The 22,176-nt window shown below is 71.0% G+C and carries 21 protein-coding genes and 1 pseudogene; 13 read left to right on the top strand and 9 right to left on the bottom strand.

Going from position 1 to position 22,176, the window contains the following annotated elements; all coding sequences use genetic code 11:
- Nucleotide 1 precedes the first annotated feature (1 nt).
- Nucleotides 2-934, bottom strand: a complete 933-nt coding sequence (locus tag AC1DUE_RS01550) for a DUF4037 domain-containing protein (protein ID WP_477037618.1) — start codon at nt 932-934, stop codon at nt 2-4.
- Nucleotides 927-1,421, bottom strand: coding sequence for an FBP domain-containing protein (locus AC1DUE_RS01545; protein WP_477037617.1), 495 nt, complete (start codon nt 1,419-1,421; stop codon nt 927-929). Before AC1DUE_RS01545 ends, AC1DUE_RS01550 begins: the two co-directional genes overlap by 8 nt.
- Nucleotides 1,422-1,425: 4 nt before the next feature.
- On the opposite strand from AC1DUE_RS01545, the gene AC1DUE_RS01540 reads away from it, so the two are divergent.
- The 3 genes from AC1DUE_RS01540 (at nt 1,426) to AC1DUE_RS01530 (ending at nt 2,503) form a co-directional block, all read left to right on the top strand.
- Entirely contained in the window at nt 1,426-1,638 is a 213-nt protein-coding gene (locus AC1DUE_RS01540) for a hypothetical protein (RefSeq protein ID WP_477037616.1), read from the top strand.
- A 71-nt stretch (nt 1,639-1,709) separates the two neighbouring features.
- On the top strand, nt 1,710-2,192 hold the full coding sequence (locus AC1DUE_RS01535) for an SRPBCC domain-containing protein (protein WP_477037615.1): 483 nt from the start codon (nt 1,710-1,712) through the stop codon (nt 2,190-2,192).
- Nucleotides 2,189-2,503 (top strand): ArsR/SmtB family transcription factor, encoded by a 315-nt coding sequence (locus AC1DUE_RS01530; protein ID WP_477037614.1) that lies wholly within the window; start codon nt 2,189-2,191, stop codon nt 2,501-2,503. Before AC1DUE_RS01535 ends, AC1DUE_RS01530 begins: the two co-directional genes overlap by 4 nt.
- On the opposite strand, the gene AC1DUE_RS01525 is transcribed toward AC1DUE_RS01530, so the two are convergent.
- Complete coding sequence (locus tag AC1DUE_RS01525; RefSeq protein WP_477037865.1) at nt 2,500-3,369, bottom strand: aminoglycoside phosphotransferase family protein; 870 nt, start codon at nt 3,367-3,369, stop codon at nt 2,500-2,502. The genes AC1DUE_RS01530 and AC1DUE_RS01525 overlap by 4 nt on opposite strands.
- 60 nt (nt 3,370-3,429) lie before the next feature.
- Entirely contained in the window at nt 3,430-4,401 is a 972-nt protein-coding gene (locus tag AC1DUE_RS01520) for an alpha/beta hydrolase (protein WP_477037613.1), read from the bottom strand.
- 44 nt (nt 4,402-4,445) lie between these two features.
- On the opposite strand from AC1DUE_RS01520, the gene AC1DUE_RS01515 reads away from it, so the two are divergent.
- Nucleotides 4,446-4,739, top strand: coding sequence for a DUF1905 domain-containing protein (locus AC1DUE_RS01515; RefSeq protein WP_477037612.1), 294 nt, complete (start codon nt 4,446-4,448; stop codon nt 4,737-4,739).
- On the opposite strand, the gene AC1DUE_RS01510 is transcribed toward AC1DUE_RS01515, so the two are convergent.
- Nucleotides 4,705-5,808: a serine hydrolase domain-containing protein gene (locus AC1DUE_RS01510; RefSeq protein WP_477037611.1), complete on the bottom strand. Its 1,104-nt coding sequence runs from the start codon at nt 5,806-5,808 to the stop codon at nt 4,705-4,707. The two genes, AC1DUE_RS01515 and AC1DUE_RS01510, sit on opposite strands and share 35 nt — an antisense overlap.
- A 227-nt stretch (nt 5,809-6,035) precedes the next feature.
- Here AC1DUE_RS01510 and AC1DUE_RS01505 point away from each other — a divergent pair, with 227 nt between their 5' ends.
- Nucleotides 6,036-8,078, top strand: a complete 2,043-nt coding sequence (locus tag AC1DUE_RS01505; RefSeq protein ID WP_477037610.1) for a carbohydrate-binding module family 20 domain-containing protein — start codon at nt 6,036-6,038, stop codon at nt 8,076-8,078.
- 12 nt (nt 8,079-8,090) lie between these two features.
- On the opposite strand, the pseudogene AC1DUE_RS01500 reads toward AC1DUE_RS01505, so the two are convergent.
- Nucleotides 8,091-9,011, bottom strand: a pseudogene (locus AC1DUE_RS01500) (LacI family DNA-binding transcriptional regulator); the annotation flags it as partial.
- 173 nt (nt 9,012-9,184) lie between these two features.
- Between AC1DUE_RS01500 and AC1DUE_RS01495 the strand changes: the two are divergent.
- The 5 genes from AC1DUE_RS01495 to AC1DUE_RS01475 all read left to right on the top strand — a co-directional run bounded on the left by AC1DUE_RS01495 (nt 9,185) and on the right by AC1DUE_RS01475 (nt 16,800).
- Complete coding sequence (locus AC1DUE_RS01495) at nt 9,185-10,417, top strand: ROK family transcriptional regulator (protein ID WP_477037609.1); 1,233 nt, start codon at nt 9,185-9,187, stop codon at nt 10,415-10,417.
- 156 nt (nt 10,418-10,573) lie between these two features.
- Nucleotides 10,574-11,941, top strand: a complete 1,368-nt coding sequence (locus AC1DUE_RS01490; protein ID WP_477037608.1) for an extracellular solute-binding protein — start codon at nt 10,574-10,576, stop codon at nt 11,939-11,941.
- 105 nt (nt 11,942-12,046) lie between these two features.
- Complete coding sequence (locus AC1DUE_RS01485) at nt 12,047-12,892, top strand: carbohydrate ABC transporter permease (protein ID WP_477037864.1); 846 nt, start codon at nt 12,047-12,049, stop codon at nt 12,890-12,892.
- Nucleotides 12,892-13,782 carry a carbohydrate ABC transporter permease gene (locus AC1DUE_RS01480; RefSeq protein WP_477037607.1) on the top strand — a complete coding sequence of 297 codons (891 nt, stop codon included), beginning with the start codon at nt 12,892-12,894 and terminating at the stop codon, nt 13,780-13,782. The genes AC1DUE_RS01485 and AC1DUE_RS01480 overlap by 1 nt, the downstream gene beginning before the upstream one ends.
- Nucleotides 13,783-13,812: 30 nt before the next feature.
- Nucleotides 13,813-16,800 (top strand): alpha-mannosidase, encoded by a 2,988-nt coding sequence (locus AC1DUE_RS01475; protein ID WP_477037606.1) that lies wholly within the window; start codon nt 13,813-13,815, stop codon nt 16,798-16,800.
- On the opposite strand, the gene AC1DUE_RS01470 is transcribed toward AC1DUE_RS01475, so the two are convergent.
- Genes AC1DUE_RS01470 through AC1DUE_RS01460 form a run of 3 tightly spaced genes read right to left on the bottom strand, consistent with a single transcriptional unit; the run spans nt 16,743 to nt 19,002 of the window.
- On the bottom strand, nt 16,743-17,009 hold the full coding sequence (locus tag AC1DUE_RS01470; protein WP_477037605.1) for a TFIIB-type zinc ribbon-containing protein: 267 nt from the start codon (nt 17,007-17,009) through the stop codon (nt 16,743-16,745). The genes AC1DUE_RS01475 and AC1DUE_RS01470 overlap by 58 nt on opposite strands.
- Nucleotides 17,010-17,042: 33 nt before the next feature.
- Nucleotides 17,043-18,251, bottom strand: coding sequence for an MFS transporter (locus AC1DUE_RS01465; protein ID WP_477037604.1), 1,209 nt, complete (start codon nt 18,249-18,251; stop codon nt 17,043-17,045).
- Nucleotides 18,244-19,002 carry a DeoR/GlpR family DNA-binding transcription regulator gene (locus AC1DUE_RS01460; RefSeq protein ID WP_477037603.1) on the bottom strand — a complete coding sequence of 253 codons (759 nt, stop codon included), beginning with the start codon at nt 19,000-19,002 and terminating at the stop codon, nt 18,244-18,246. The genes AC1DUE_RS01465 and AC1DUE_RS01460 overlap by 8 nt, the downstream gene beginning before the upstream one ends.
- Nucleotides 19,003-19,144: 142 nt before the next feature.
- Here AC1DUE_RS01460 and AC1DUE_RS01455 point away from each other — a divergent pair, with 142 nt between their 5' ends.
- From AC1DUE_RS01455 to AC1DUE_RS01445, 3 genes are all read left to right on the top strand, one after another.
- Complete coding sequence (locus AC1DUE_RS01455) at nt 19,145-20,077, top strand: aldo/keto reductase (protein WP_477037602.1); 933 nt, start codon at nt 19,145-19,147, stop codon at nt 20,075-20,077.
- 116 nt (nt 20,078-20,193) lie between these two features.
- Complete coding sequence (locus tag AC1DUE_RS01450) at nt 20,194-20,343, top strand: hypothetical protein (protein ID WP_477037601.1); 150 nt, start codon at nt 20,194-20,196, stop codon at nt 20,341-20,343.
- 114 nt (nt 20,344-20,457) lie between these two features.
- The gene (locus AC1DUE_RS01445) at nt 20,458-22,170 is read left to right on the top strand and encodes a glycosyltransferase family 2 protein (protein ID WP_477037600.1); all 1,713 of its coding nucleotides are present in this window, start codon (nt 20,458-20,460) and stop codon (nt 22,168-22,170) included.
- Nucleotides 22,171-22,176 lie beyond the last annotated feature (6 nt).

Raw genomic sequence — 22,176 nt, 5'->3', positions numbered from 1 at the left:
GCTAGCGGTCCAGAATTGCCCACGCCGCACGTAATCGGCGTGACGGGTCCATGAGCACCGTGACGTCGTCGACCCACTGCTCGACGGTGCCGACGCCGACGGGCAGCGCCCGCACGTCCTCGTCCACGACGGCGCTGGTCACGGCCTCGGGCACGCGCCCGATGCCCCGTGAGCCGCGATCGAAGAACCGAACCACGGCGGTCTCGGCGACCGGCAGCCCGGCATCGCGCTGGACCGCGTGCAGGAGCTCGGCGGCGACACACAGGGCGTCCTCGCGCTGCGGCCAGTCGGCGGCGGCGAGCGCTCGGCGCAGCTCGTCGGCGGCGACCGACGACGACGGCAGCTCCGCGAACCCGCGTCCGAACCACTTGGCGTAGGGCGGCCAGCGCCGGTCGAGCAGGTAGCCGAGATGGGCGAGCACCCGCACGAGCCGCGCCGCGACCAGCCGCGAACCGAGCTCGTCGCCGCCGGCGCCGGTCCGCGCGACGAACGGCAGCTCCTCGCGGACCCGCACCCAGTCGGAGGCGACCGCGTACCGCCAGACGTCGTCGGGGAACCACGCAAGGCGCGACCGGACCGTGGCCAGCCGCCCCTCGGCATCCTCGAACACCGGGCCGGCGGTGACCTCGAGCACCGCCTGACCGGTCACCGACAGCCACTCGGCGAGGCCCGGCTGCTCGGACGCACCGAACCCGAGCCGGCCCCGGACGAGCCCGTCGACCGTGCCGACGGCCACCCGGTGGGGCTCGACCAGCAGGTCGAGCCGAAGCCCCCAGTCGTGGTCGCGCGAGACCTCGTCGTCGTACCCGAGCACGTCCGACCCGCCGCCGAGGCGGGCCGCCGTGTGCGGCAACCCCGGCCAGCGCCCCTGGACCAGAGGGCGCACCACCTGCCGGTAGTAGCGCTCCGCGAGGGCGGCGCCGCGGTCAGGCACCGCGCAGGACCTCCTCGGCGAACCGTACGGACCGCTCGCGCAGCCCGTCGATCCGCCGCAGCACGAGGCCGTCGGGGTCGTCGCCGGCCTCGACGATCCGGGGGATCCGGCGGACGTTGCGCGAGCACCCGAACGTCGTGCAGATCAGGGTGCCGAGCGTGTCGCCGTTGCGACCGGAAGCGCCGGCGCGACGGGCGACGTAGAGCGACACCTCGTCGGTCGCGTAGACGTCCTCGCACCAGGCGCACACGGCGCGCTTGCGCTTGGCGGCGTCCTCGGGCGCGCGCAGGGCGATGCCCACGACGGCGTCGTCCACCGGGACGACGACGTAGGACCGCAGCGGTGCCTTGCGGTCGATCCAGCCGTAGTAGTCGAGGCGGTCCCAGCGGGTCTCGTCGAGGTCGGCGGGCAGCGTGAGCTTGGACGCCTCGCCGCGGGAGCAGTTCACGAAGGACGCGCGGATCTGGGGTTCGGTCAGGGGGAGCATGTCGATGTCTCTCGAGTGGGAGGGCAGCGGACGTGGCCCGCCGGCCGTTCAGGCCGCGGGCGTCGGGTCGCTGCCCGAGCAGGCCAGGACGGCCGCCTCGCTTCCCCGCTGCATCGTCGTGCACCTCGTCGTCGTCGCTCCCGCGCTCGCCGCGCGGCACGTCGATGATGCGCCGTACCGCTCCGTGAGTCCACCGCGATACCCGATCTGCAACTGAGGGGTTGCCGTTTGGCAGAACAATGTGCAACTGTGTGATTGCACACGACGTCCGTACGAAGGGAACGACCCATGGCCCAGCAGCCCGCCGCCGTCATCGACAGCGAGAACTTCAGCATCACGCGCACCGTGCACATCAAGGCGACGCCCGACCGCGTCTGGGCTGCGCTGACCCGTTCGGAGCTCATCACCGAGTGGCTCGGGAACGCCGCGGAGCTGCCCGACCTGCGAGTCGGTGGCACCGGGACGTTCGGGTTCGAGGGCTACGGCGAGTTCCCCGTCCGCATCGACGAGTACGACGAGCCCGCCGTCTTCGCGTTCACCTGGGGCACCCCGCCCGCGCCCCGCGCAGGAGAACCGTCGAACATGACGCCGGAGAACTCCACGCAGGTCCGCTACACGCTCGTCCCCGACGGTGACGCGACGATCCTGTCCGTCGTCGAGTCCGGCTTCGGGCTGCTCAGCCGCGACCCGGTCGAGGCCATGAACTCCAACCGGCAGGGCTGGACCGAGGAGCTCGACGAGCTCGTCGCCTACCTCGAGGGCTCGGCGTGAACCGGACCCTCGTCCCGGTCTTCGCCGCGCTCGCGGACGACACGCGCTGGGCGATCCTGACCGAGCTCGGTCGCGCCGACCTGTCCGCGTCCGCGCTGGCCACGGTCGTGCCGGTCACGCGCCAGGCCATCGCCAAGCACCTGACCGTGCTCGCGGACGCGGGCCTGGTCGAGCCGGTCCGCGTCGGCCGCGAGATCCGCTACCGCGCGCTCGGGTCCCGCCTGAACCAGACGGCCCGCGCGCTCGAGGCGATCGGCGCGGAGTGGGACCGCCGGCTGTCGGCGATCGCCCGCATCGCGGAGTCGCTCTAGCTCGTCGTGGCGTCCGCCGTGACCTCGGCGATCACGTGCCGAGCGTTGGTGGCGAGGACCGGGTTGGTGTCGCGGTAGTAGGGCAGCTGGACCAGGGCCTGCGCGAGCGCGCGGGCCCTGCCGCGCTTCCAGTCGGGGTCGTCGACCCCCAACGACTCCCGGAACACCGACCGGGCGGGCGCGGGCAGCAGGTTCCACGCGATCCCGAGGTCCAGCGTCGGGTCGCCGACGCCGATGCCCGCGAAGTCGATGAGACCCGTCAGCCGGTCGTCGACGAGCAGCAGGTTTCCGGGCGCGATGTCGCCGTGCACCCACGTGCGCTCACCGGTCCACTCGGCGGTCGCCAGCGCGTCCTCCCAGATCGCGGTGACCAGCGGCCCGTCGATGTCGTCGGCCAGCGCGGCGATGTCCACGCGGACCTGGGCGTCGCGGGCGCTGAGCGGTCCGGCTTTCTGCTCACCCCCGGGCAGGTCGAGCGCGCGCACCGCCCGCACCAGCCCGGCCACGTCACGCGCCAGCCCGTCCGGGTCCCGCAGCGCGCCCGGCACCGGGTTCTGCCCCGGCACCCACGTGAGCACCGACCAGGTCCACGGATAGCCCTCCGCGGGCACCCCGACCGCGAGCAGCCGCGGGATCGTCACGGGGAGCTCGATCCGAGGCAGCCACCGAGCCTCGTGGTCCACGCTCCCGGACGCCCAGTGGATGCGCGGCATGCGGACGACGAGGTCGTCGCCGAGCCGGAACATCGCGTTGTCCGTGCCGCTCGACGCCACCCGTCGCACGGGCAGCCCGGCCCACTGCGGCAGCTGGGTCGCGACGAGCCTCTCGACGAGGTCGACGGGGATGTCGAGCTCGTCGGCGTGCATGCGGGTCACGGCGCCAGTCGACCAGCGACATTCGGATGCGACAAGCAGTTTTGGGCCGGGTCAGCCCATCCGGCGGCGCAGGAACGCGGTCATCCGGTCGAACGACTCGGCTCCGGCATCGGTGTCGAGCGCGAACTGGTACTCGTGGCCGCGACCGCGACCGGGCTCGAAGAAGAGCGCCTCCACCTCGACGCCGGCGTCCGTGAGGTGGGCGACGAGCGAGGACGAGTGCGGCAGCAGCGGGTCGGCGTCCCCGGCCGAGACGAACGCGGGAGGAAAGTCCGCGGTGACGTGGTCGACGAGCGAGAAGTACTCGGCGCCCGGCAACCTGGTCCAGCGCCGCGTGCCCAGGTACGCGCGCAGGACGGTCGCGACGAACCAGTCGCCGGCGCGCGACGAGCCGCGCGCGAGCGAGAGGTCGTACGCGCCGCAGAACAGTACGGTGCCGACGACCGGCCTCATGGTCGGCGCGATCCCGACCGCCCGCGCGTAGGACGGGCTGACCAGGATGTTCGCCGTCTGGGCGGCAATCTGCGCGCCCGCCGAGTCACCCGCCAGGACGACGCGGGACAGGTCGATACCGAACGATCCGGCGTGTGCCGCGAGGTGTCCGAGCGCGGCCATGACCTGGCGCACGGGCGTCGGGTAGGTGGCCTCGGGGGCGCGTGTGTAGTCGACGCCGACCACCGTGTATCCCTGCGCGGCGAGGATCGTCAGGTAGCCGACCAGCTCGTCCTTGCTCCCGGCGACGAACCCGCCACCGTGCACCCAGACGACGGTCGGCAGGTCCACGGTCGCGTCCGTCGGCCGGTAGACGTCGAGCAGTGCGTCGCGGTCGCCGGGCGCGTAGCCCACGTCGGCGGTGCGCGTGACTGTCGACGGAGCCCGTTCCCGCAGCCGCGCGTCGGTCTCGCGCCCGCCCTTCGTGAACGCCGCACGGATCACGAAGGCTGACGGCCACGGGCTGCGCACGGCCGCCACGACCGCGCCGACGCCGACGACCGCACCGAGGACCCACCACCGTCGCGTCACGTGGGCCATTGTGCCCAACACCCCGCGCCCGAGATCCTGGCGCGATGGAGTTCGAGATCACCGGCGAGGTGTGGCACTGGCGCGGTCCGGCGCCGTATCACTTCGTCACCGTCCAGCAGCCCGAGGCGGGTGCGATCAAGGCGGTCTCGTCGGCGGTCACCTACGGCTGGGGCATGATCCCGGTGCAGCTCATGATCGGGTCGACGGTCTGGGAGACCGCGCTGTGGCCCAAGGACGGGCTCTACGTGATCCCCCTGAAGGACTGGGTGCGCAAGGCCGAGGACATCGAGCTGGGCGACACGGTCACCGTGCGGCTGACGGTCCTGCCTCCGCGCTGAACGCCGCCCGCCAGAAGTCCGTGAAGATCGGCGTGGGCTGCGGGGAGGCCCACGAGTTCGTCGTCAGCAGGATCGCGACCGTGTCGGTGACGGGGTCCGTCCACCACGTCGACCCCATTCCGCCGTCCCACCCGTAGGACCCGGCGTGCCGGCCGTCGGCGCGGTCCGCCACCGCGACGCCGATCCCCAGCCCCCACCCCTCGGTGCCCTCGGCGTCGTGCGGGTCCACGGAGGCCTCGACCATCTCCGCGACGCGATCGGGCGGCAGGAGCGTCCCGTCGCGCAGGGCGGTCGCGAACGCGTGCAGGTCGTCGACGGTCGAGACCAGGCCGCCGCCGGCGKCGGCGAAGGCGGGCGGCCGCGACCACTGCCCGCGGGGCTCGTCGTACACGTCCCCGCCGGACCACAGCGGGCCGAGCCGGCCGAGCTCGTCGGCCGGCACGTGGAACGCCGTGTCCGGCATGCCGAGGGGACCGGTGACGCGCTCCTCGAGCAGCGCCGGCAGCGGTCGTCCCGCCGCCCGCGCGACCAGGACCCCGAGCACCTGCGCGCCCGTGTTGTAGAGCCAGCGCTCGCCGGGCTGGAACGCCAGCGGCACGGTTCCGAGGACCCGCATCCACTCGTCGGGTGCAGGTCCGTGCTGGGGTGCGGGCGGCCCCACGGCCAGGCCGCGCTCGGCGAGCGCGCCCAGCACCGTGCCCGGGTAGGGGCCGGCGAAGTCCATGCCGATGCCCAGCCGGAACTCCAGCACGTCCCGCACGGTGATCGGCCGGTCGGCCGGGACCGTGTCGTCGAGCGGGCTCCCGGGCGTCCGCAGCACACGCCGGTGGGCGAGCTCCGGCAGCAGCACGTCCACCGGGTCGTCCAGGACCAGCGTGCCGTCGTCGACCAGGGTCATGGCCAGCGCGGCGACGATCGGCTTGGTCACCGACGAGATGCGGAAGATCGAGTCGCGCGTCGACGTGCCCGCGGCACCGGCCGAGACGGCCCCACCCCGGTCCACGAGCCACGCGGCCCCGCGCACCTCGTCGCCGATGTGTCCCTCGACCGCAGCCCGCACAGGATCCATGTGCTCAGCGTGCCGCAGACCACCGACAGATAGGTCGGTCGTCATCGTCTCGCCGAAGCTGTAGGGGCCGTCGTGAGTGTGACAACCGCAGCGAGATGAACGTCCGCTCTCGACCGATCGCCACCCCTTTGATACGGTCCTGCAACAACGGTGCAACTTGCAGCAACGTTGCAAGCGCATCTCCGAGGACCCGGCAACGGTGCCGGTCCGTCCGAGAGGGAAGACCCATGCGAACGACGACGATCGCCACCCGACAGCACCGCCTGGCCGCGCTCGCGGCGGCCGCCGCACTCGCCGTGACCGGCCTGGTCGCGGCCTCGACCTCGAGCAGCGCCTCGGCCCCCGTGCACGCCGAAGGGGACGTGATCCTCAACATGTTCCAGTGGACGTGGAACGCGGTCGCGTCCGAGTGCCCGGCCAGCATCGGTCCGGCCGGCTACGGCTACGTCCAGGTCTCCCCGCCGCAGGAGAACGTCACCGGCTCGCAGTGGTGGACCTCGTACCAGCCCGTCAGCTACAAGATCGAGTCCAAGCTCGGCACCCGCGCCGAGTTCAAGGCGATGGTCGACTCCTGCGCCGCCGTGGGCGTGGGCGTCATCGTCGACGCGGTCATCAACCACACCACCGGGGCGGACCGGGGCAGCGGCGTGGGCGTCGCGGGCACGCCGTACGGCGTCGACTCCACGCCGGGCGTGCCGTACGGGTACGACGACTACAACACCTGCCGCACCGACATCGCGAACTACGGCGACCGGTACCAGGTGCAGAACTGCCGGCTCAGCTCGCTGCAGGACCTCAGGACGGGCTCGGACTACGTGCGCGGCAAGATCGCGGGCTACCTCAACGACCTCATCGGCCTGGGCGTCTCGGGCTTCCGCATCGACGCCGCCAAGCACATGCCCGCAGCGGACCTGCAAGCCATCAAGTCGCGGCTCAGCAACCCGAACATCTACTGGGTCGAGGAGGTCATCGGCGCCTCCGGCGAGCCGGTGCAGCCCTCGGAGTACTGGGGCTCGGGGGACACGCACGAGTTCAACTACGCGCGGACGCTGAAGTCGCGGTTCGAGGGCAGCATCGCGGGCCTGCGCACCATCGCCGACGGACTGATCCCCTCGGCGAACGCCGGGGTGTTCGTCGACAACCACGACACCGAGCGCAACGGCCAGACCCTGACGTACAAGTCGGGGGCGCGCTACAACCTCGCCAACACCTTCATGCTCGCCTACCCCTACGGCTCGCCGGCGGTCTACACCGGCTACCGGTTCAGCGACCCGCAAGCCGGTGCCCCGGGATCCACCAGCACCGACGTGCCGGACGCCAGCTGCGCGTCGGCGGACTGGACCTGCGTGCAGCGCTGGACCGACGTCTCGGGCATGGTCGGCTTCCACAACGCGGTGGCCGGCACGGGCGTCACCGACTGGACCGACGACGGGTCCAACCTCATCGGCTTCGGCCGCGGGTCCAAGGGCTACGTCGCCATCAACAACTCCGGCTCGCCGGTGACGCGCACGTTCACCACGTCGCTTCCCGCCGGCACCTACTGCAACGTGATCGCGGCCGCGGACTGCTCGGCCAAGGTCACCGTTGCGCGCGGTTCCTTCACGACGACGGTGCCGGCCAACGGCGCGGTCGCCCTGCACGTGGGCGCGACGACGACCGGGGGCAACCCGGATCCGGGCGTGACCACCACGACCGTCTTCTACTCGACCGCGGGCGGCTGGAGCACGTACAAGATCCACTACCGCATCGGTACAGGTGCGTGGACCACGGCACCGGGCGTCGACCTGACAGCAGCCTGCGCAGGGTGGGTGAGCAGGACGATCACCACCGACGGAGCGACGATCACCGCCGCCTTCACCAACGGTTCGGGCACGTGGGACAACAACGGGTCCCGCGACTACTCGCTCTCGGGGGCGAACGTCGCGGTGTCCGCGGGGACCGTCACGGCGAGCAACCCGTGCAACGGCCCGGTCGCGCCGAGCGGGGCCACGTTCAAGGTCACCGCGACCACTGTGCTCGGCCAGAACATCTACGTCGTCGGTGACGCCGTCGGCCTCGGCGCGTGGAGCACTGCCGCGGCCAAGCCGCTGTCGGCGGCCACCTACCCGGTCTGGGCGGCCACGGTCGAGCTGCCCGCGGGCACGTCGTTCCAGTACAAGTACATCCGCAAGGACACCTCGGGGAACGTCACCTGGGAGTCCGGCGCCAACCGCACGGGGACCGTCGGTTCGGGCGGGACCGTGACCTTCACGGACACCTGGCGCAGCTGAGTTCGACGACGACGAGTCGACGGCGGCGCGGCACATCGCCTCGACCGGCTGCCGCACGGTGGTCAGCGGCGGGTTCGTGTACGCGACGAACGGCGAGTCGTCGTACCCGATGATCGAGAGGTCCTCCGGCACGCGCAGGCGCGACGACCGCGCGGCCCGCAGCGCACCGAGCGCCATGACGTCCGACCCGCAGACGATCGCCGTGTGGCCCGCGGCCAGCAGCTGGGTGGTCGCCGCCTGCCCGCCCTCGAGCGTGTAGAGCGAGGTCGCGACGTGGGTGGCGGCCTCGGTCTCGTCGGCGGCCAGCCCCCGCACGACCAGCGCCGAGGTGAACGCGGCGATCTTGCGGTGCGCCGGCACGAAGCGCTCGGGGCCGATCGCGAGCCCGATCCGGCGGTGGCCCAGCGACTGCAGGTGCCGGACGGAGAGCTCGATGCTGGCGACGTCGTCGGGCGACACGAACGGCGCGTCGATGTCGGGCGCGTACCCGTTGACCAGCACCATCGGCATCCCGCTCGCGCTGAGCCGCTTGTACCGCGAGAGGTCCGCGCGCGAGTCCGCGTGCAGCCCGGACACGAAGACGATCCCGTCAACGTTGTGCCGCAGGAGCACGTCGACGTACTCGGCCTCCGTGGTGCCCCCCGGCGACTGCGTGCACAGCAGCGGCGTGAACCCTCGGGCGGACAGCAGCGTCTCGATCTCCTGCGCAAAAGCGGGGAAGACCGGGTTGGTCAGCTCAGGCACGATCAGCCCGATCAGCCCGATCGGGGCAGCGGTCAGGCTGGTCGGTCGCTCGTAGCCCAGCACGTCCATGGCGGCGAGGACACGCTGGTGCGCGTCGTCGGAGACACCCGGCTTGCCGTTGAGCACGCGGGAGACCGTGGCCGTGCTGACGCCGGCCTGGATGGCGAGGTCAGCCAGTCGTGTCCGCACGAGCGCACGGTACCGCTCCGCAGGTTCGCGACACGGTGACCGGGCTACGGGGGTAGCCGCAAGGTGCAGGCGCGGTGACATGATGGCCCCGCTCGGCGGGCGCGAACCGGTGGGAACACCTGTGCGACCGTCACAGAGCACGGCCGACGACGACCACCACGGGAGAGACTGCGATGCGCCGAGGGACGAACCTGCCGCGCGTGGCCGGGTTCAACCAGACGGTGATCCTGGACGTCGTCCGGCGAGCCGACTCGGGTCTGACCCGCGCCCAGCTCGCCCGGCGCACGGGGTTGTCCGCCCAGACGGTCACCAACGCCACCCGTCGCCTGCTCGAGCAGGGGCTGGTCCGCGAGGAGGGCGAGAGCTCCCGCCCCGGGCCGGGCCGGCCGGGCACCCTGCTGCACCTGGACCCGAGCGGCCGGTACGCCATCGGCGTCCACCTCGACCCCGCCGTCATGACGTTCGTGATCCTCGACCTGGCGGGCACGCCGGTCGCGCAGTCCCAGATGCCCACACCCCTGCCGGACCAGCCGGACCAGGTGATCGCCGGCATCGTCGGCGCCATCGAGGACCTGATCGAGTCGGCCGAGATCGACCGGTCCCTGCTGCTCGGCGTCGGTATCGCCACCCCGGGGCCCATCGACGTCGACCGCGGCGTGGTGCTCGACCCGCCGCACCTGCCCGGCTGGCACGGCGTCCCCCTGCGCGACGACGTCGCCACCGGCACCAACCTGCCCGTGATGCTGGACAAGGACACGATCGCGGCGGCGTCCGCGCACCTGTGGAACCCGGGCGTGCACCGGTCCACGGAGTTCGCGTTCTTCTACCTCGGCACCGGTGTCGCGCTCTCGCTGGTGATCCGCGACGAGGTCGTCCGGGGCATCTCCGGGAACGCCGGCGAGTCGGGCCACTTCGTCGTCGACCCTTCGGGGCCGGACTGCGAGTGCGGCAAGCGGGGCTGCCTCGGCGCGCTGCTCCGGGCCGAGATGCTGGTCCAGCAGGGGCTCGCCGCCGGGGTCGGTATGCCGACCGGCGACATGACCGACCCCCGCGACATCGACCTGGCCTTCACCGCGCTCTGCGCGGCCGCGGACGACGGCGACGAGCGGGCGGTCGCTGTCCTCGAGACGGCCGGCCGACGGCTCGGGATGGCCGCCACGGTGATCACCGACCTGTGCGACCTGGACACCGTGATCGTCGGCGGACCCCTCTGGTCCCGCATGGAACGGCACGCGATGCCGGGCATGGCCAAGCACGTCTCGGAGCACCACGTGCCCGGTGGCGCGCACTCGATCGCCGTGCTGGGATCGCCCTTGGGGCCGCAGGTGGGTGCCGTGGGGGCCGGCTGCCTGCTCCTGAGCCAGGCGTTCACGCCGCGGCCGTCGGACCTGATGCTCCTCGCCTGACCGGTTTTGCCCGGTCTGAACGACCCGTCCCGGATCGTTACCGTTCCGAGACGTGTATGGTCTCGACGTTAATAAGTCCTTTCGCGTTAATATTTACCACCGACGTGCGGCGACGAAGCCCTGCACGCGAGGAAGCACAGGAGCAAGGGAGCCCCCATGCGTCTCAAGTCAGCAATGGCAGTGGTCTCGGTGGTGGCGCTCGGTGCGCTCACCGCCTGCAGCAGCGGTGACGGCGACAGCGGCGACGACGCCAGCGGCGGCGCCACGACGGTCAAGGTCGCGTACCAGAAGACGACCGCGTTCCACCAGCTCGACGACATGCTGCAGGTCGCGAAGACCCAGTTCGAGGCCGACAACCCCGACATCACGATCGACCTGCAGCCCATCGAGGCCGAGCAGGACCAGTACTTCACCAAGCTCGCCCTCATGAACGGCTCTCCCTCGACCGCCCCCGACGTGATCTACGAGGACACGTTCCAGATCCGTTCGGACGCGGCGGCCGGCTACCTCGCTCCCCTCGACGACTACCTCGCCAAGTGGGGCGACTGGGACTCCCAGTTCTACGAGAACGCCAAGCAGGCCGGCCTCGGCGACGACGGCAAGACCTACGGCGTCTCGATGGGCACGGACACCCGCGGCATCTACTTCAACAAGACCATCTTCGAGCAGGCCGGCCTCCCCGCCGACTGGCAGCCGGACAACTGGGACGACATCCTCACCGCGGCCCGCACCATCAAGGAGAAGGTCCCGGACGCCATCCCGCTGAACATCTACGCGGGCAAGGCCGCCGGTGAGGCCACCACGATGCAGGGCTTCGAGATGCTCCTGTACGGGACCAAGGACACGCTGTACGACACCGACTCGAGCAAGTGGGTCGTGGGGTCGAAGGGCTTCCAGGACTCGCTCGACTTCTACAAGACCGTCTACGACGAGGGCCTCGGCACGCCGCTCGACCTCGCGCTCGACGCGTCCATCGGCAGCAAGGTGAGCACCGAGCTCCTCCCGCAGGGCAAGCTCGCGATGGCGATCGACGGCTCGTGGCAGCCCGGTGGCTGGATCTCCGGCGACAACGCGTGGCCCGAGTGGAACGACACGCTCGGCCTGGCCAAGATGCCGACGCAGGACGGCTCCGACCCGAAGTTCAACTCGATGTCGGGTGGCTGGACGCTCGCGGTCGGTGCGAACGCCAAGAACAAGCAGGCGGCGTTCGACTTCATCACGACCGCGCTGAACAAGGAGAACACCTTCAAGTACGACACCGAGAACAGCCAGATCGCCGTCCGCAAGGACGTGGCGGAGGACCCGGCGTACATCGCGTACAACCCGACCTTCAAGTTCTTCTCGGACCTGGTCGACGTCACGCACTTCCGTCCGGCGACGCCTGACTACTCGCAGATCTCGTCGAACATCCAGGTCGCCACCGAGGCCGTCGCCACCGGGCAGCAGTCGCCCGCGGACGCGGCGAAGGCGTACGACGAGGCCGTCAAGGGCATCGTCGGCGACGACAAGACCACCTCGGACTGATCTGGTGGTTGATCTCGCACTGCCTGCACAGGCAGGTCGTGGSCSGGGGGGGCCGCCCCCCCCCCCGGCCCGCGGCGGCGGTCCCGCCGCGAGGGGTTCTTCCGGATCCTCCCGCTCGGCCCCGCTGTCGCCCTCCTGGCGATCTTCCTGGCCGGCCCGATCATCTGGTCGCTGTACGGCTCCCTGACCAACACGGCCCTGACGGGCTACAAGGCGGCGAACCCGGAGTTCATCGGCCTGGACAACTACACCAAGCTGTTCACGAGCCCGGAGTTCTGGAACTCGCTGTGGCTCACGGTCCTGTTCGTGTTCGCGTCGGCGGTCATCGGGCAGAACGTGCTGGGGATGCTCTTGGCGCTGCTCATGCGGTCGGCCGCCAAGCCGATGCGGTCCATCGTCGGCGCGCTGGTCGTCTGCGCGTGGGTGCTGCCGGAGATCGTCGCGGCGTTCGCGCTCTACGCCTTCTTCTCCACCGACGGCACGTTGAACGCGATACTCGGCTGGTTCGGCGTGGCCAACACGACGTGGCTCATCTCGTTCCCGATGTTCGCCGTGATCCTGGCGAACATCTGGCGCGGCACGGCCTTCTCGATGATGGTCTACAACGCCGCGCTCGCCGAGGTGCCACCGGAGATCACGGAGGCGGCGGAGATCGACGGGGCGAACATGTTCCAGCGGTTCTTCCAGATCACGCTGCCCATGATCCGGCGGTCGATCTCGACCAACCTCATGCTCACGACCCTCCAGACGCTCGGCGTGTTCACGCTGATCTGGGTGATGACCGGCGGCGGACCCGGCATCAAGAGCTCGACCCTGCCGGTGCTCGCGTACCAGGAGGCGTTCAAGTTCTCGCAGGTGGGCTACGGCACTGCCATCGCGACCGTGACTCTGCTCATCGGTGCGCTGTTCTCGATCGTGTACATCAAGGCGCTCAAGCCGGAGGTGGACTGATGGCTGTCATCGACACACCGGTCCCCGTGGTCCCGCCGACGCTGCGGGAGAAAACGGCTCTGGCCTCACCGCGTGGCCGGAACACCAAGTGGGTCTCGACCGTGATCCTCGGGCTCATCGGCCTGACGTTCTTGATCCCGCTCGGCTGGATCCTGCTCGCGGCGTTCGACCCCAAGGCGACCGTCAGCGTGAAGGTCCCGTCGAACCCCACGTTCGACAACTTCTCGTCGGTGTTCACCTACGAGCAGACGCTGCTGCCGCTGTGGAACTCGTTCGTCATCTCGATGGGCACCGCGCTCATCACGATCGTCGTCTCGGTGCTCGCGGCCTACCCGCTGTCGCGCTACCAGATGCGGTTCCGGCGCTCGTTCCTGTACACCATCCTCTTCGCGACCGGCCTGCCGATCACCGCGATGATGGTGCCGGTCTACTCGCTCTTCGTGTACCTGCACCTGCTCGACTCGGTGCCCGGGACCATCTTCTTCATGGCCGCCGCGGGGCTGCCCATGTCGATCTGGATGACGAAGAACTTCATGGACTCGGTGCCGATCTCCCTAGAGGAGGCGGCGTGGGTGGACGGCGCGAGCGCGATGCGGGCCCTGGTCCGGATCGTCCTGCCGCTGATGCGACCCGGGATCGCGGTCGTCTTCATCTTCGCCTTCACGATGGCGTGGGGGAACTTCTTCGTCCCGTTCGTCCTCATCTTCAGCCCGGAGCACCAGCCGGCTGCGGTGGCGATCTTCAACTTCTTCGGGACCTACGGCTCGGTCGCGTACGGCAAGCTCGCTGCCTTCTCGATCCTCTACGCCGCTCCCGTCCTGGCGCTCTACCTGTTGGTCCAGCGGCTGTCTGGCGGCTCGTTCGCCATGGCCGGCGCCGTCAAGGGCTGACCCCGATACCCGTACGGAAAGAGGAGCACGATGCACGGCAACCCCCTGCTCACCGAAGGCCGGATCGACCGGTTCGTCTCGGAGAGAATCGTCCCCGCGATCTACCGCGACCGCGTGGCGCTCGACCTGACGGCCTGGTCCGCGCCCGGTGAACCGGTGCCGTTCCGCGACGCGGTCGCCCAGTCGTACGAGCCGGTCGCCCCGGGTCTGGCCTGGGGCGCTCCGTGGAGCACCACCTGGTTCCACGTCACCGGGTCGGTCCCGGAGGGCTGGCCGTTCGCGGGCACGGCTGTCGAGCTCGTCGTCGACCTGGGCTTCAACAAGGACAACCCCGGCTTCCAGGCCGAGGGTCTCGTCTGGCGCGCCGACGGCACGACGATCAAAGGCGTCTCGCCGTTCAACCAGGCGGTGCCGTGGTCGGAGGGGTCGTCCGTCGACGTCTACGTCGAGGCCGCCGGCAACCCGAACATCGCGAGCAACTTCGGCTTCGTCCCGACGCCCTACGGCGACCGGGCGACCGCGGGCACCGACCCGCAGTACGAGCTCAAGGTCGTGGACATCGCGCTGCGCGACATCGCGGTGTGGGAGCTGTGGCAGGACCTCGTCGCCCTGGTGGGGCTGATGAAGGAGCTGCCCGCGGACTCCACGCGCGCCGCGAGCATCCGGTACGGGCTCGACGCGGTCATCGACCTGGTGGACCCGCACGACGTCTCCGGCACCGCGGGCGTGGCCCGTGCCGCGCTGCGTCCGCTGCTCGACGCCCCTGCCTCGAGCTCGGCACACCTGGCCATCGCCGCCGGCCACGCGCACATCGACTCCGCCTGGCTGTGGCCGCTGCGCGAGACGGTCCGCAAGTGCGCCCGCACGTTCTCCAACGTGCTGGCTCTCATGGACGAGAACCCGGACTTCGTGTTCGCGTGCTCGTCGGCGCAGCAGTACGCGTGGATGAAGGAGTTCTACCCGGACATCTTCGACCGCATCCGCAAGAAGGTCGCGGCCGGTCAGTTCGTGCCCGTCGGCGGCATGTGGGTCGAGTCCGACACCAACATGCCCGGCTCCGAGGCGATGGCCCGGCAGATGGTCGCCGGCAAGCGGTTCTTCCTCGAGGAGTTCGGCGTCGAGACGCAGGACGTCTGGCTGCCCGACTCCTTCGGATACTCGGGCGCGCTGCCGCAGATCGTGCGCGCGGCCGGCTCGAAGTGGTTCGTGTCGCAGAAGCTGTCCTGGAACGACACCGACCGCATGCCGCACCACACGTTCACGTGGGAGGGCATCGACGGGTCCCGCGTGCTCACGCACTTCCCGCCCGTCGACACGTACAACTCCGACCTGTCCGCCAAGGAGCTGCTGCACACCGAGGCGAACTTCAACGAGAAGGGCGTCGCGGCGTCGTCGATCGTGCCCTACGGCTGGGGCGACGGCGGTGGCGGTCCGACGCGGGAGATGATCGCGTCGGCCCGACGGTTCGAGAACCTCGAGGGTGCGCCGCGCGTCGAGCTGGGCAGCCCGAACACGTTCTTCGAGCGCGCGGAGTCGCAGTTCACCCACCCGCCGGTGTGGTCCGGGGAGATGTACCTGGAGTTCCACCGCGGCACGTACACGTCCCAGGCTCGCACCAAGCAGGGCAACCGTCGCACCGAGCACCTGCTGCGCGAGGCCGAGCTCTGGGCGACGACGGCGGCTGTACAGAACGGCGTCGAGTATCCGTACGACGAGCTCGAGACGCTCTGGCACACGGCGCTCCTGCACCAGTTCCACGACATCCTGCCGGGGTCGTCGATCGGCTGGGTGCACCGCCAGGCCGAGGAGACGTACGCCCGCATCGGGGGCGAGCTCGAGGCGCTGATCGCGGCCTCCACGCAGGCCGTCGTCGGCTCGGGCGACACGCCGCTGCTGCTGAACGCCGCGCCGCACAGCCGGGACGGCGTCGCCGCCCTCGGGGCCGGTGAGACGCAGGCGCCCGTCGGCGACCCGGTCCAGCTCCTCCGCGCCGACGACGCGACCATCCGCATCCGCAACGGCCTGATCGACGTGCACCTCACCTCGGGCGGCCAGATCGACTCTCTCGTCGACCTCGTGGCCGACCGTGAGGTCATCCCGGCCGGCACGCTGGCCAACCTGCTGCAGCTGCACCGGGACACCCCGGCCAAGTGGGACGCCTGGGACATCGACACGGAGTACCGCCGGGTCGGTACCGACCTGCTCGACGCGGACAGCCGCGAGGTGGTGACCGAGACCGCCGACGTCGTCGTGGTGCGGACCACGAGGACGTTCGGCTCATCGACGCTGGTGCAGGAGCTCACGTTCCGGCGCGGGAGCGCGGCGATCGAGATCGTCACGGACATCGAGTGGCGCGAGCGGCAGAAGCTGCTCAAGCTCGCCTTCCCGCTGGACGTGCACGCCGACCGGTCCGCCGCCGAGACGCAGTTCGGCCACGTGTTCCGCGCGACGCACACGAACACGTCGTGGGACGCCGCCCGGTTCGAGATCTGCGCGCACCGCTGGCTGCACGTGGGCGAGCCCGGCTACGGGGTCTCGATCGCGAACGACGCGACGTACGGGCACGACGTCACGCGTCGGGAGGGCGGCACCGGGACGACGGTCCGTCTGTCCCTCCTGCGCGCGCCCGTGTTCCCGGACCCCGAGGCCGACCAGGGTCACCACCGCCTCACGACGGTGCTGCACCCCGGCGCGGGCATCGCGGACGCGATCGAGGACGGCTACCGGACCAACCTGCCGGCGCGCGTCGTGCAGGGTGCCGGTCCGGTGGCGCCGCTGGTCGTCGTCGACAACCCGGCGATCGTGGTCGAGGCCGTGAAGCTGGCCGAGGACCGCAGCGGTGACGTGGTCGTGCGGCTGTACGAGTCGCTCGGGGGACACGCGAAGGGCACGCTCACGCCGTCCTTCGCGGTGGGGGGGGGGGGGGGGSGCGCCCCCCCCCCCCCCCCACCTCTCGTGCGTCAGCCGAACAGGTCCTCGAGGAACCCGCCCGGCCGCTTCTTCTTCTTGGCCCGGTAGTACTCGTCGTCGCCGCGGTACCGGTCGTCGGTCCGTGGCGCCGGCGTGGCCGCTTGCTGCGCAGACCCGTAGTACGAGCCCTCCGCGTCGATGAGCCGTTCGAGCTCGCCGCGGTCCAGGAACACGCCGCGGCAGCCGGTGCACTGGTCGACGGTGACGCCGTTGCGCTCGTACATCCGCATCTCGGCGCCGCACTTGGGACAGGTCATCGGATCCTCCCGGGGTTGGTACCCGGTGAACGATCAGACCCGGTCGAGGGTTTCCTCGCGCTCGGGCACGCGGCGTCCGTCGAGCACCTGCGACGCCGCGACGACGACCAGACCGGCGAGGGGCACGACAAGGAGGCCGACCCGCAACGAGGTCTCGTCGGCGATCAGGCCGACGACGGGCGGCGAGAGCAGGAACCCGACGCGCATGAGCCAGCCGAGGACGGCCAGACCCGTGCCGGCGCGCAGGCCCGGCAGGCTGTCGGCGCCGTGCATGGCCGACGGGACGAGGGTCGCGATGCCGAAGCCGGCGGCCGCGAAGCCCGCGATCGTGCCGGGGACCGTCGGGACGGCGAGCGCCAGGCCCATGCCGACCGCGACGAGCGCGCCGCCGGAGCGGGCCATCGCGCGGTGCCCGAACCGGTCGACCATCCGGTCGCCGATGGTGCGGCCGACGAACTGCGCACCGGTGAGCGCGACGAAACCGAGAGCGGCGATCGACAGGGGCGCGCCGAGCGAGCCCGAGAGGTAGACGGCACCCCAGGTGCTGCCGGAGTCCTCGACGATCGAGCCCGCGGCGGCGATCAGGACGAGAGCGGCCATGGTGCCGACGAGCGCCGGCGACCACACGCTGCGGTTCGTGCGGGCCTCGTCGGACGCCGGCCGGTCGTCCTCGTCGTGACCCGGGAGCAGGAACCGGTACGCGGACAGCGCGACGACCGCGAACACGACCGCGGAGATGGCGAGGTGCAGCCCTCGGGCCATGCCCGTCGCGACCGCGGCCGCACCCATCAGACCGCCGGTCACGGCGCCGATGCTCCAGACCGCGTGGAAGGAGTTGAGGATCGATCGGCCGTAGCGGCGCTGGACGCGCAGGCCGTGCGCGTTCTGGGCGACGTCGGTGATCGCGTCCATCGAACCGGCCAGCAGGAGGCCGAGCGCGAGGAGCGCCCACGTGCCCGAGACGCCGGCCAGAAGCACGCCGAACGCGGTCAGGACCGTGCCGACGACGGCCACGCGGGACGAGCGGAAGCGTCGGATCAGGACGCCTGCGGCGAGGCCCGCCAGGAGCGCACCGACCGGGAACGCGGCGATCGCGAGCCCGTACTGGGCGTTGCTCAGGCCGAGGTCCTCCTTGATGGCGGGGTACTCGGGGAAGAGGTTGGCGAAGACGGCGCCGTTGGTGAAGAACAGGACGGCGACGGCGACGCGGGCGTTCTTGAGGGTCGTGACCTGCTCAGGCAACGTGCACCTCGATCCCCGCGCGGCGGAGCTCGTCGAGGGTGTCCTGCGGGGTCTCGTCGTCAGTGACCAGCACGTCGAACTCGGTCAGCGGGCACACGACCGCCAGGGCGGTGCGGACGAACTTGGCGGCCTCGCCGACCAGGATCGTGCGGCGGGCGCTGGCCATCGCGGCGCGCTTGGTGGCGGCCTCGACGTCGTCGTACGCGGTGACGCCGTCGGCCATCGACAGGCCGCAGCAGCTGATGATCGCGGTGTCGACGCGCAGCGCCCGCAGGGACGCCTCCGTCATGGGGCCGACGAGGGAGCCCTCGCCGAACCGCGACGTGCCGCCGGGGACCTTGAGCGTGGTCTCGGGGCTCGCGGACAGGACGTGCGCCGCGGGCAGCGAGAGCGGGACGACCGTGAGGCGCCGGTTCACCAGCCGGCGCGCGAGCGCCAGGCCCGTGGTGCCGCTGTCGAGGATGACGGCCTCACCGTCGCTGATCATCCCGGCGACGGCGGCGGCGATGGCCTCCTTGGCCGTGGACGACTCGACCTCCCGCAGCGCGAACGGCAGCTCCTCGCCGCGCAGCAGCAGGCTGACCGCGCCGCCGTGCACCCGGCGCAGGGCGCCGGCGGCCGCGAGGGCGTCGAGGTCACGGCGCACGGTGACCTCCGAGGTGTCGAGCTCGAGGGCCAGGTCGGCGACGTCGAGCCGCTCGGTCTCGCGGAGGCGCTGCACGATCAGGTGCTGGCGGGAGGGGCTGTCCATGGCGTTAAACATACGTGCTGTGGTTACGAACGCAAGTTTCAGGTGATCGTTTGCCGTGAGCTCCAGGTCCTCGGCGACCCACCGACACCCTGAGGGGATTAGTCTCGACGGTGGACTAAACCACCGAGAGGACCACACCGCTGTGAAGACCTTCACCCTGCCCGGCACCGACATGGTCGTCCCCAACGTCGTGCTCGGCCTCATGCGTATCCAGGACAAGACCGACGACGAGGTCCGCGAGCTGGTGTCCGCGGCGCGCGACTCCGGGATCGCGTTCCTCGACCACGCCGACGTCTACGGGTCCCCGCTGCACGGCTGCGAGCGCCGGTTCGCCGAGGCGCTGCGCCTCACGCCCGCCGACCGCGCCGAGCTGATCCTCCAGACGAAGGCCGGCATCGTGCCCAGCGGGCCGTACTTCGACTTCTCCTACGAGCACCTGGTCGAGTCGGTGGACGGCTCGCTCGCGGCGTTGGACACGGACTACATCGACATCCTGCTTCTGCACCGCCCCGACGCCCTCGTCGAGCCCGAGGAGGTCGCCCGCGCGTTCGACGAGCTGCACGCCGCCGGCAAGGTGCGCGCGTTCGGCGTCTCCAACCAGACGCCGGGGCAGATCGAGCTGCTCCGTCGCTACGTGAAGCAGCCGCTCGTGGCCAACCAGCTCCAGCTGTCGATCACCCACGCGCCGATCGTCGCGCAGGGGGTCTCGTCGAACATGCTCGACGAGGACCAGTCGATCTCCCGCGACAGCGGCATCGTCGACTACTGCCGCCTGCACGACATCACCATCCAGGCGTGGTCGCCGTTCCAGGCCGGGTTCTTCACGGGCGTCTTCCTCGACAACCCGGAGTACCCCGAGCTCAACGCGGTCATCAACCGGCTGGCGTCGGAGTACGACGTGCCGCCGATCGCCATCGCGACGGCCTGGATCACCCGGCACCCCGCGCAGATGCAGGTGGTCCTGGGCACGACGAGCCCCGACCGGGTGCGGGGTGCGGCCCTCGGCTCCGAGATCCCGCTGACCCGTGCCCAGTGGTACGAGCTCTTCCGCGCCGCGGGGCACATCGTCCCCTGACGCTCGTCGCGACCTCGCCCGGGTCAGCCGCTGGCACGCCCCAGCCGGCCGGCCCGGGCGAGCGTCGCCCGCGCCCGCTGTACGGTGGCGCTCCCCGCGACCTCCGAGGAGAAGACATGCCGGTCTGGCTCATCATCGCGCTGATCGGCGTCGGCCTGGCCGCGCTCGGGTTCGCGGGTCTGGGCAGCCTGCTCATCTGGGTCGGGGTGTTCATCGTGCTCGGCGGTCTTGGCGTCGCCATCCTCAGCTGGCGCCAGAACCGGTAGTCCGCGCGCCGCCGAGCCGGCAGCGACCGGCGTGCCAGACTCCCTGGTCAGAGCCTGCATCTGGCCGGCCGCGAGTTGCCGGCCGCACGCCGCCGGCGGACAGGGAGCGCCGCGATGGGCGAACCGGTCACGTGGCAGAGCAGGGCGGCACGGCTCGGCGGGGTCGCCGTCGGGCTGAGCCTGCTGGCGCTCGCCCTGCTCGGGATCGCGATCTGGCTGATCGCCACCGACCGACCTCCGCTCCTGTCGAACGATGCCGGGGTCGTGATCCTGCCGGTCGACGTGGCGCTCCGCGCCCCGCGGACCTCGATCGTGCTGGCTGTCGCGCTCGCGGTGGTGGCGTTCTTCGTCGGCATGGTGGCGCTGCACGCCGCGGGTGCGATCCGCGTCCTGTCCCGCGGTCGACGCATCACGGATCCGCTGCCCGGCGAGTCGGCACGGATGGCGCGCGTGGTCCTGGGACCGGTTGCGGTGCGGACGCTCGAGCTCGACGCGCCGCCGGAGTGGCCGCTCACCGCGCTGCCGCCGGAGAGCAGCTCGCCGACGACCGTGCGCTGCACCGTCCTCATCCCGGCGCACAACGAGGAGGCCATCCTCAAGCTCACGCTGGACTCGTTGCACGGTCAGGTCCGACGACCCGACCGTATCCTCGTGATCGCGGACAACTGCACCGACGGGACGGTCGCCATCGCCCACGCGTCCGGGGTCGAGGTCTACGAGACCGTCGGCAACGTCGAGCACAAGGCTGGTGCGCTCAACCAGGTCCTGGCCCGGCTGCTCCCGGAGTCGAGCGTCGAGGACGTCGTCCTCGTCATGGACGCGGACTCGACGATCACGCCCGACTTCCTCGAGGTCGCGCTCGGGCTTCTCGACGAGGACCCGGACCTCATGGCCATCGGCGGCCTCTTCTCGGGCGAGGACGGTGCGCGGGTCCTGGGCCAGCTCCAGCGCAACGAGTTCACGCGCTACCAGCGGGTGCTCGGTCGTCGCGAAGGGCGCTTGTTCGTCCTCACCGGCACGGCGTCGGTCTTCCGCGCCTACGCCCTGCGCGCGGTCGCCGAGGCCCGAGGGTCGCTCATCCCGGGTCGCTGGGGTGAGGTCTACGACGCCGTGGCCATGACCGAGGACAACGAGCTGACCCTGGCGCTGAAGTCGCTGGGCGCCGGCATGATCTCCCCCGCCCGCTGCCGGGTGACCACGGAGGTCATGGGTACCTGGCGCGACCTGTTCCGCCAGCGCCTGCGCTGGATGCGCGGGGCGCTGGAGAACGTCAGCGCGTACGGCTTCACGCGCACCACCTCGCGCTACTGGGGCCAGCAGCTCGCGCTCGCGTACGGCGTCGTCGCGCTGAACTCGTACCTGCTGCTGATGGCGATCGGGATCCTCGCCGCCGACAGCTTCGTGTGGTCGGGTTTCTGGCTCGCGATCGGTGCGATCTTCCTGCTCGAGCGCGTGGTCACGGCATGGGCGGCGGGGTGGCGCGGACGGCTCGTCGCCTTCCCGCTCCTCATCGAGCTCGCGTACTCGCTGTTCCTGCAGTCGACGTTCGTGTCGGCGATCTGGCAGATCCTCACGCGCCGCAAGGCGGGCTGGAACTATGTGCCCCGCCCGGCGCTCGCGGTGCTGCCGCTGCCCCTCCTGGCGCTCCCGCTGCTCCCCCACGTGGTGCCGGCGAACCTGCTGCCGTCCTCCGTGCTCGAGTCGTCGTTCGTAGAGGCGCTCAGCGTGTTCGTCGGCATCAACACGCTGTTCTTCGCGGTGCTCGCCCTGTTCCAGATGGCGCCGCCGCTCCGCAAGACGTACCACCGCCTGCGCTCGGGCCTCTAGCCGACC

It is taken from the genome of Cellulomonas sp. P4_A2 (genome assembly GCF_056402515.1).
The sequence above is the reverse complement of the archived record's forward strand: the minus strand, read 5'-3'. Positions and strand labels throughout refer to the sequence as shown.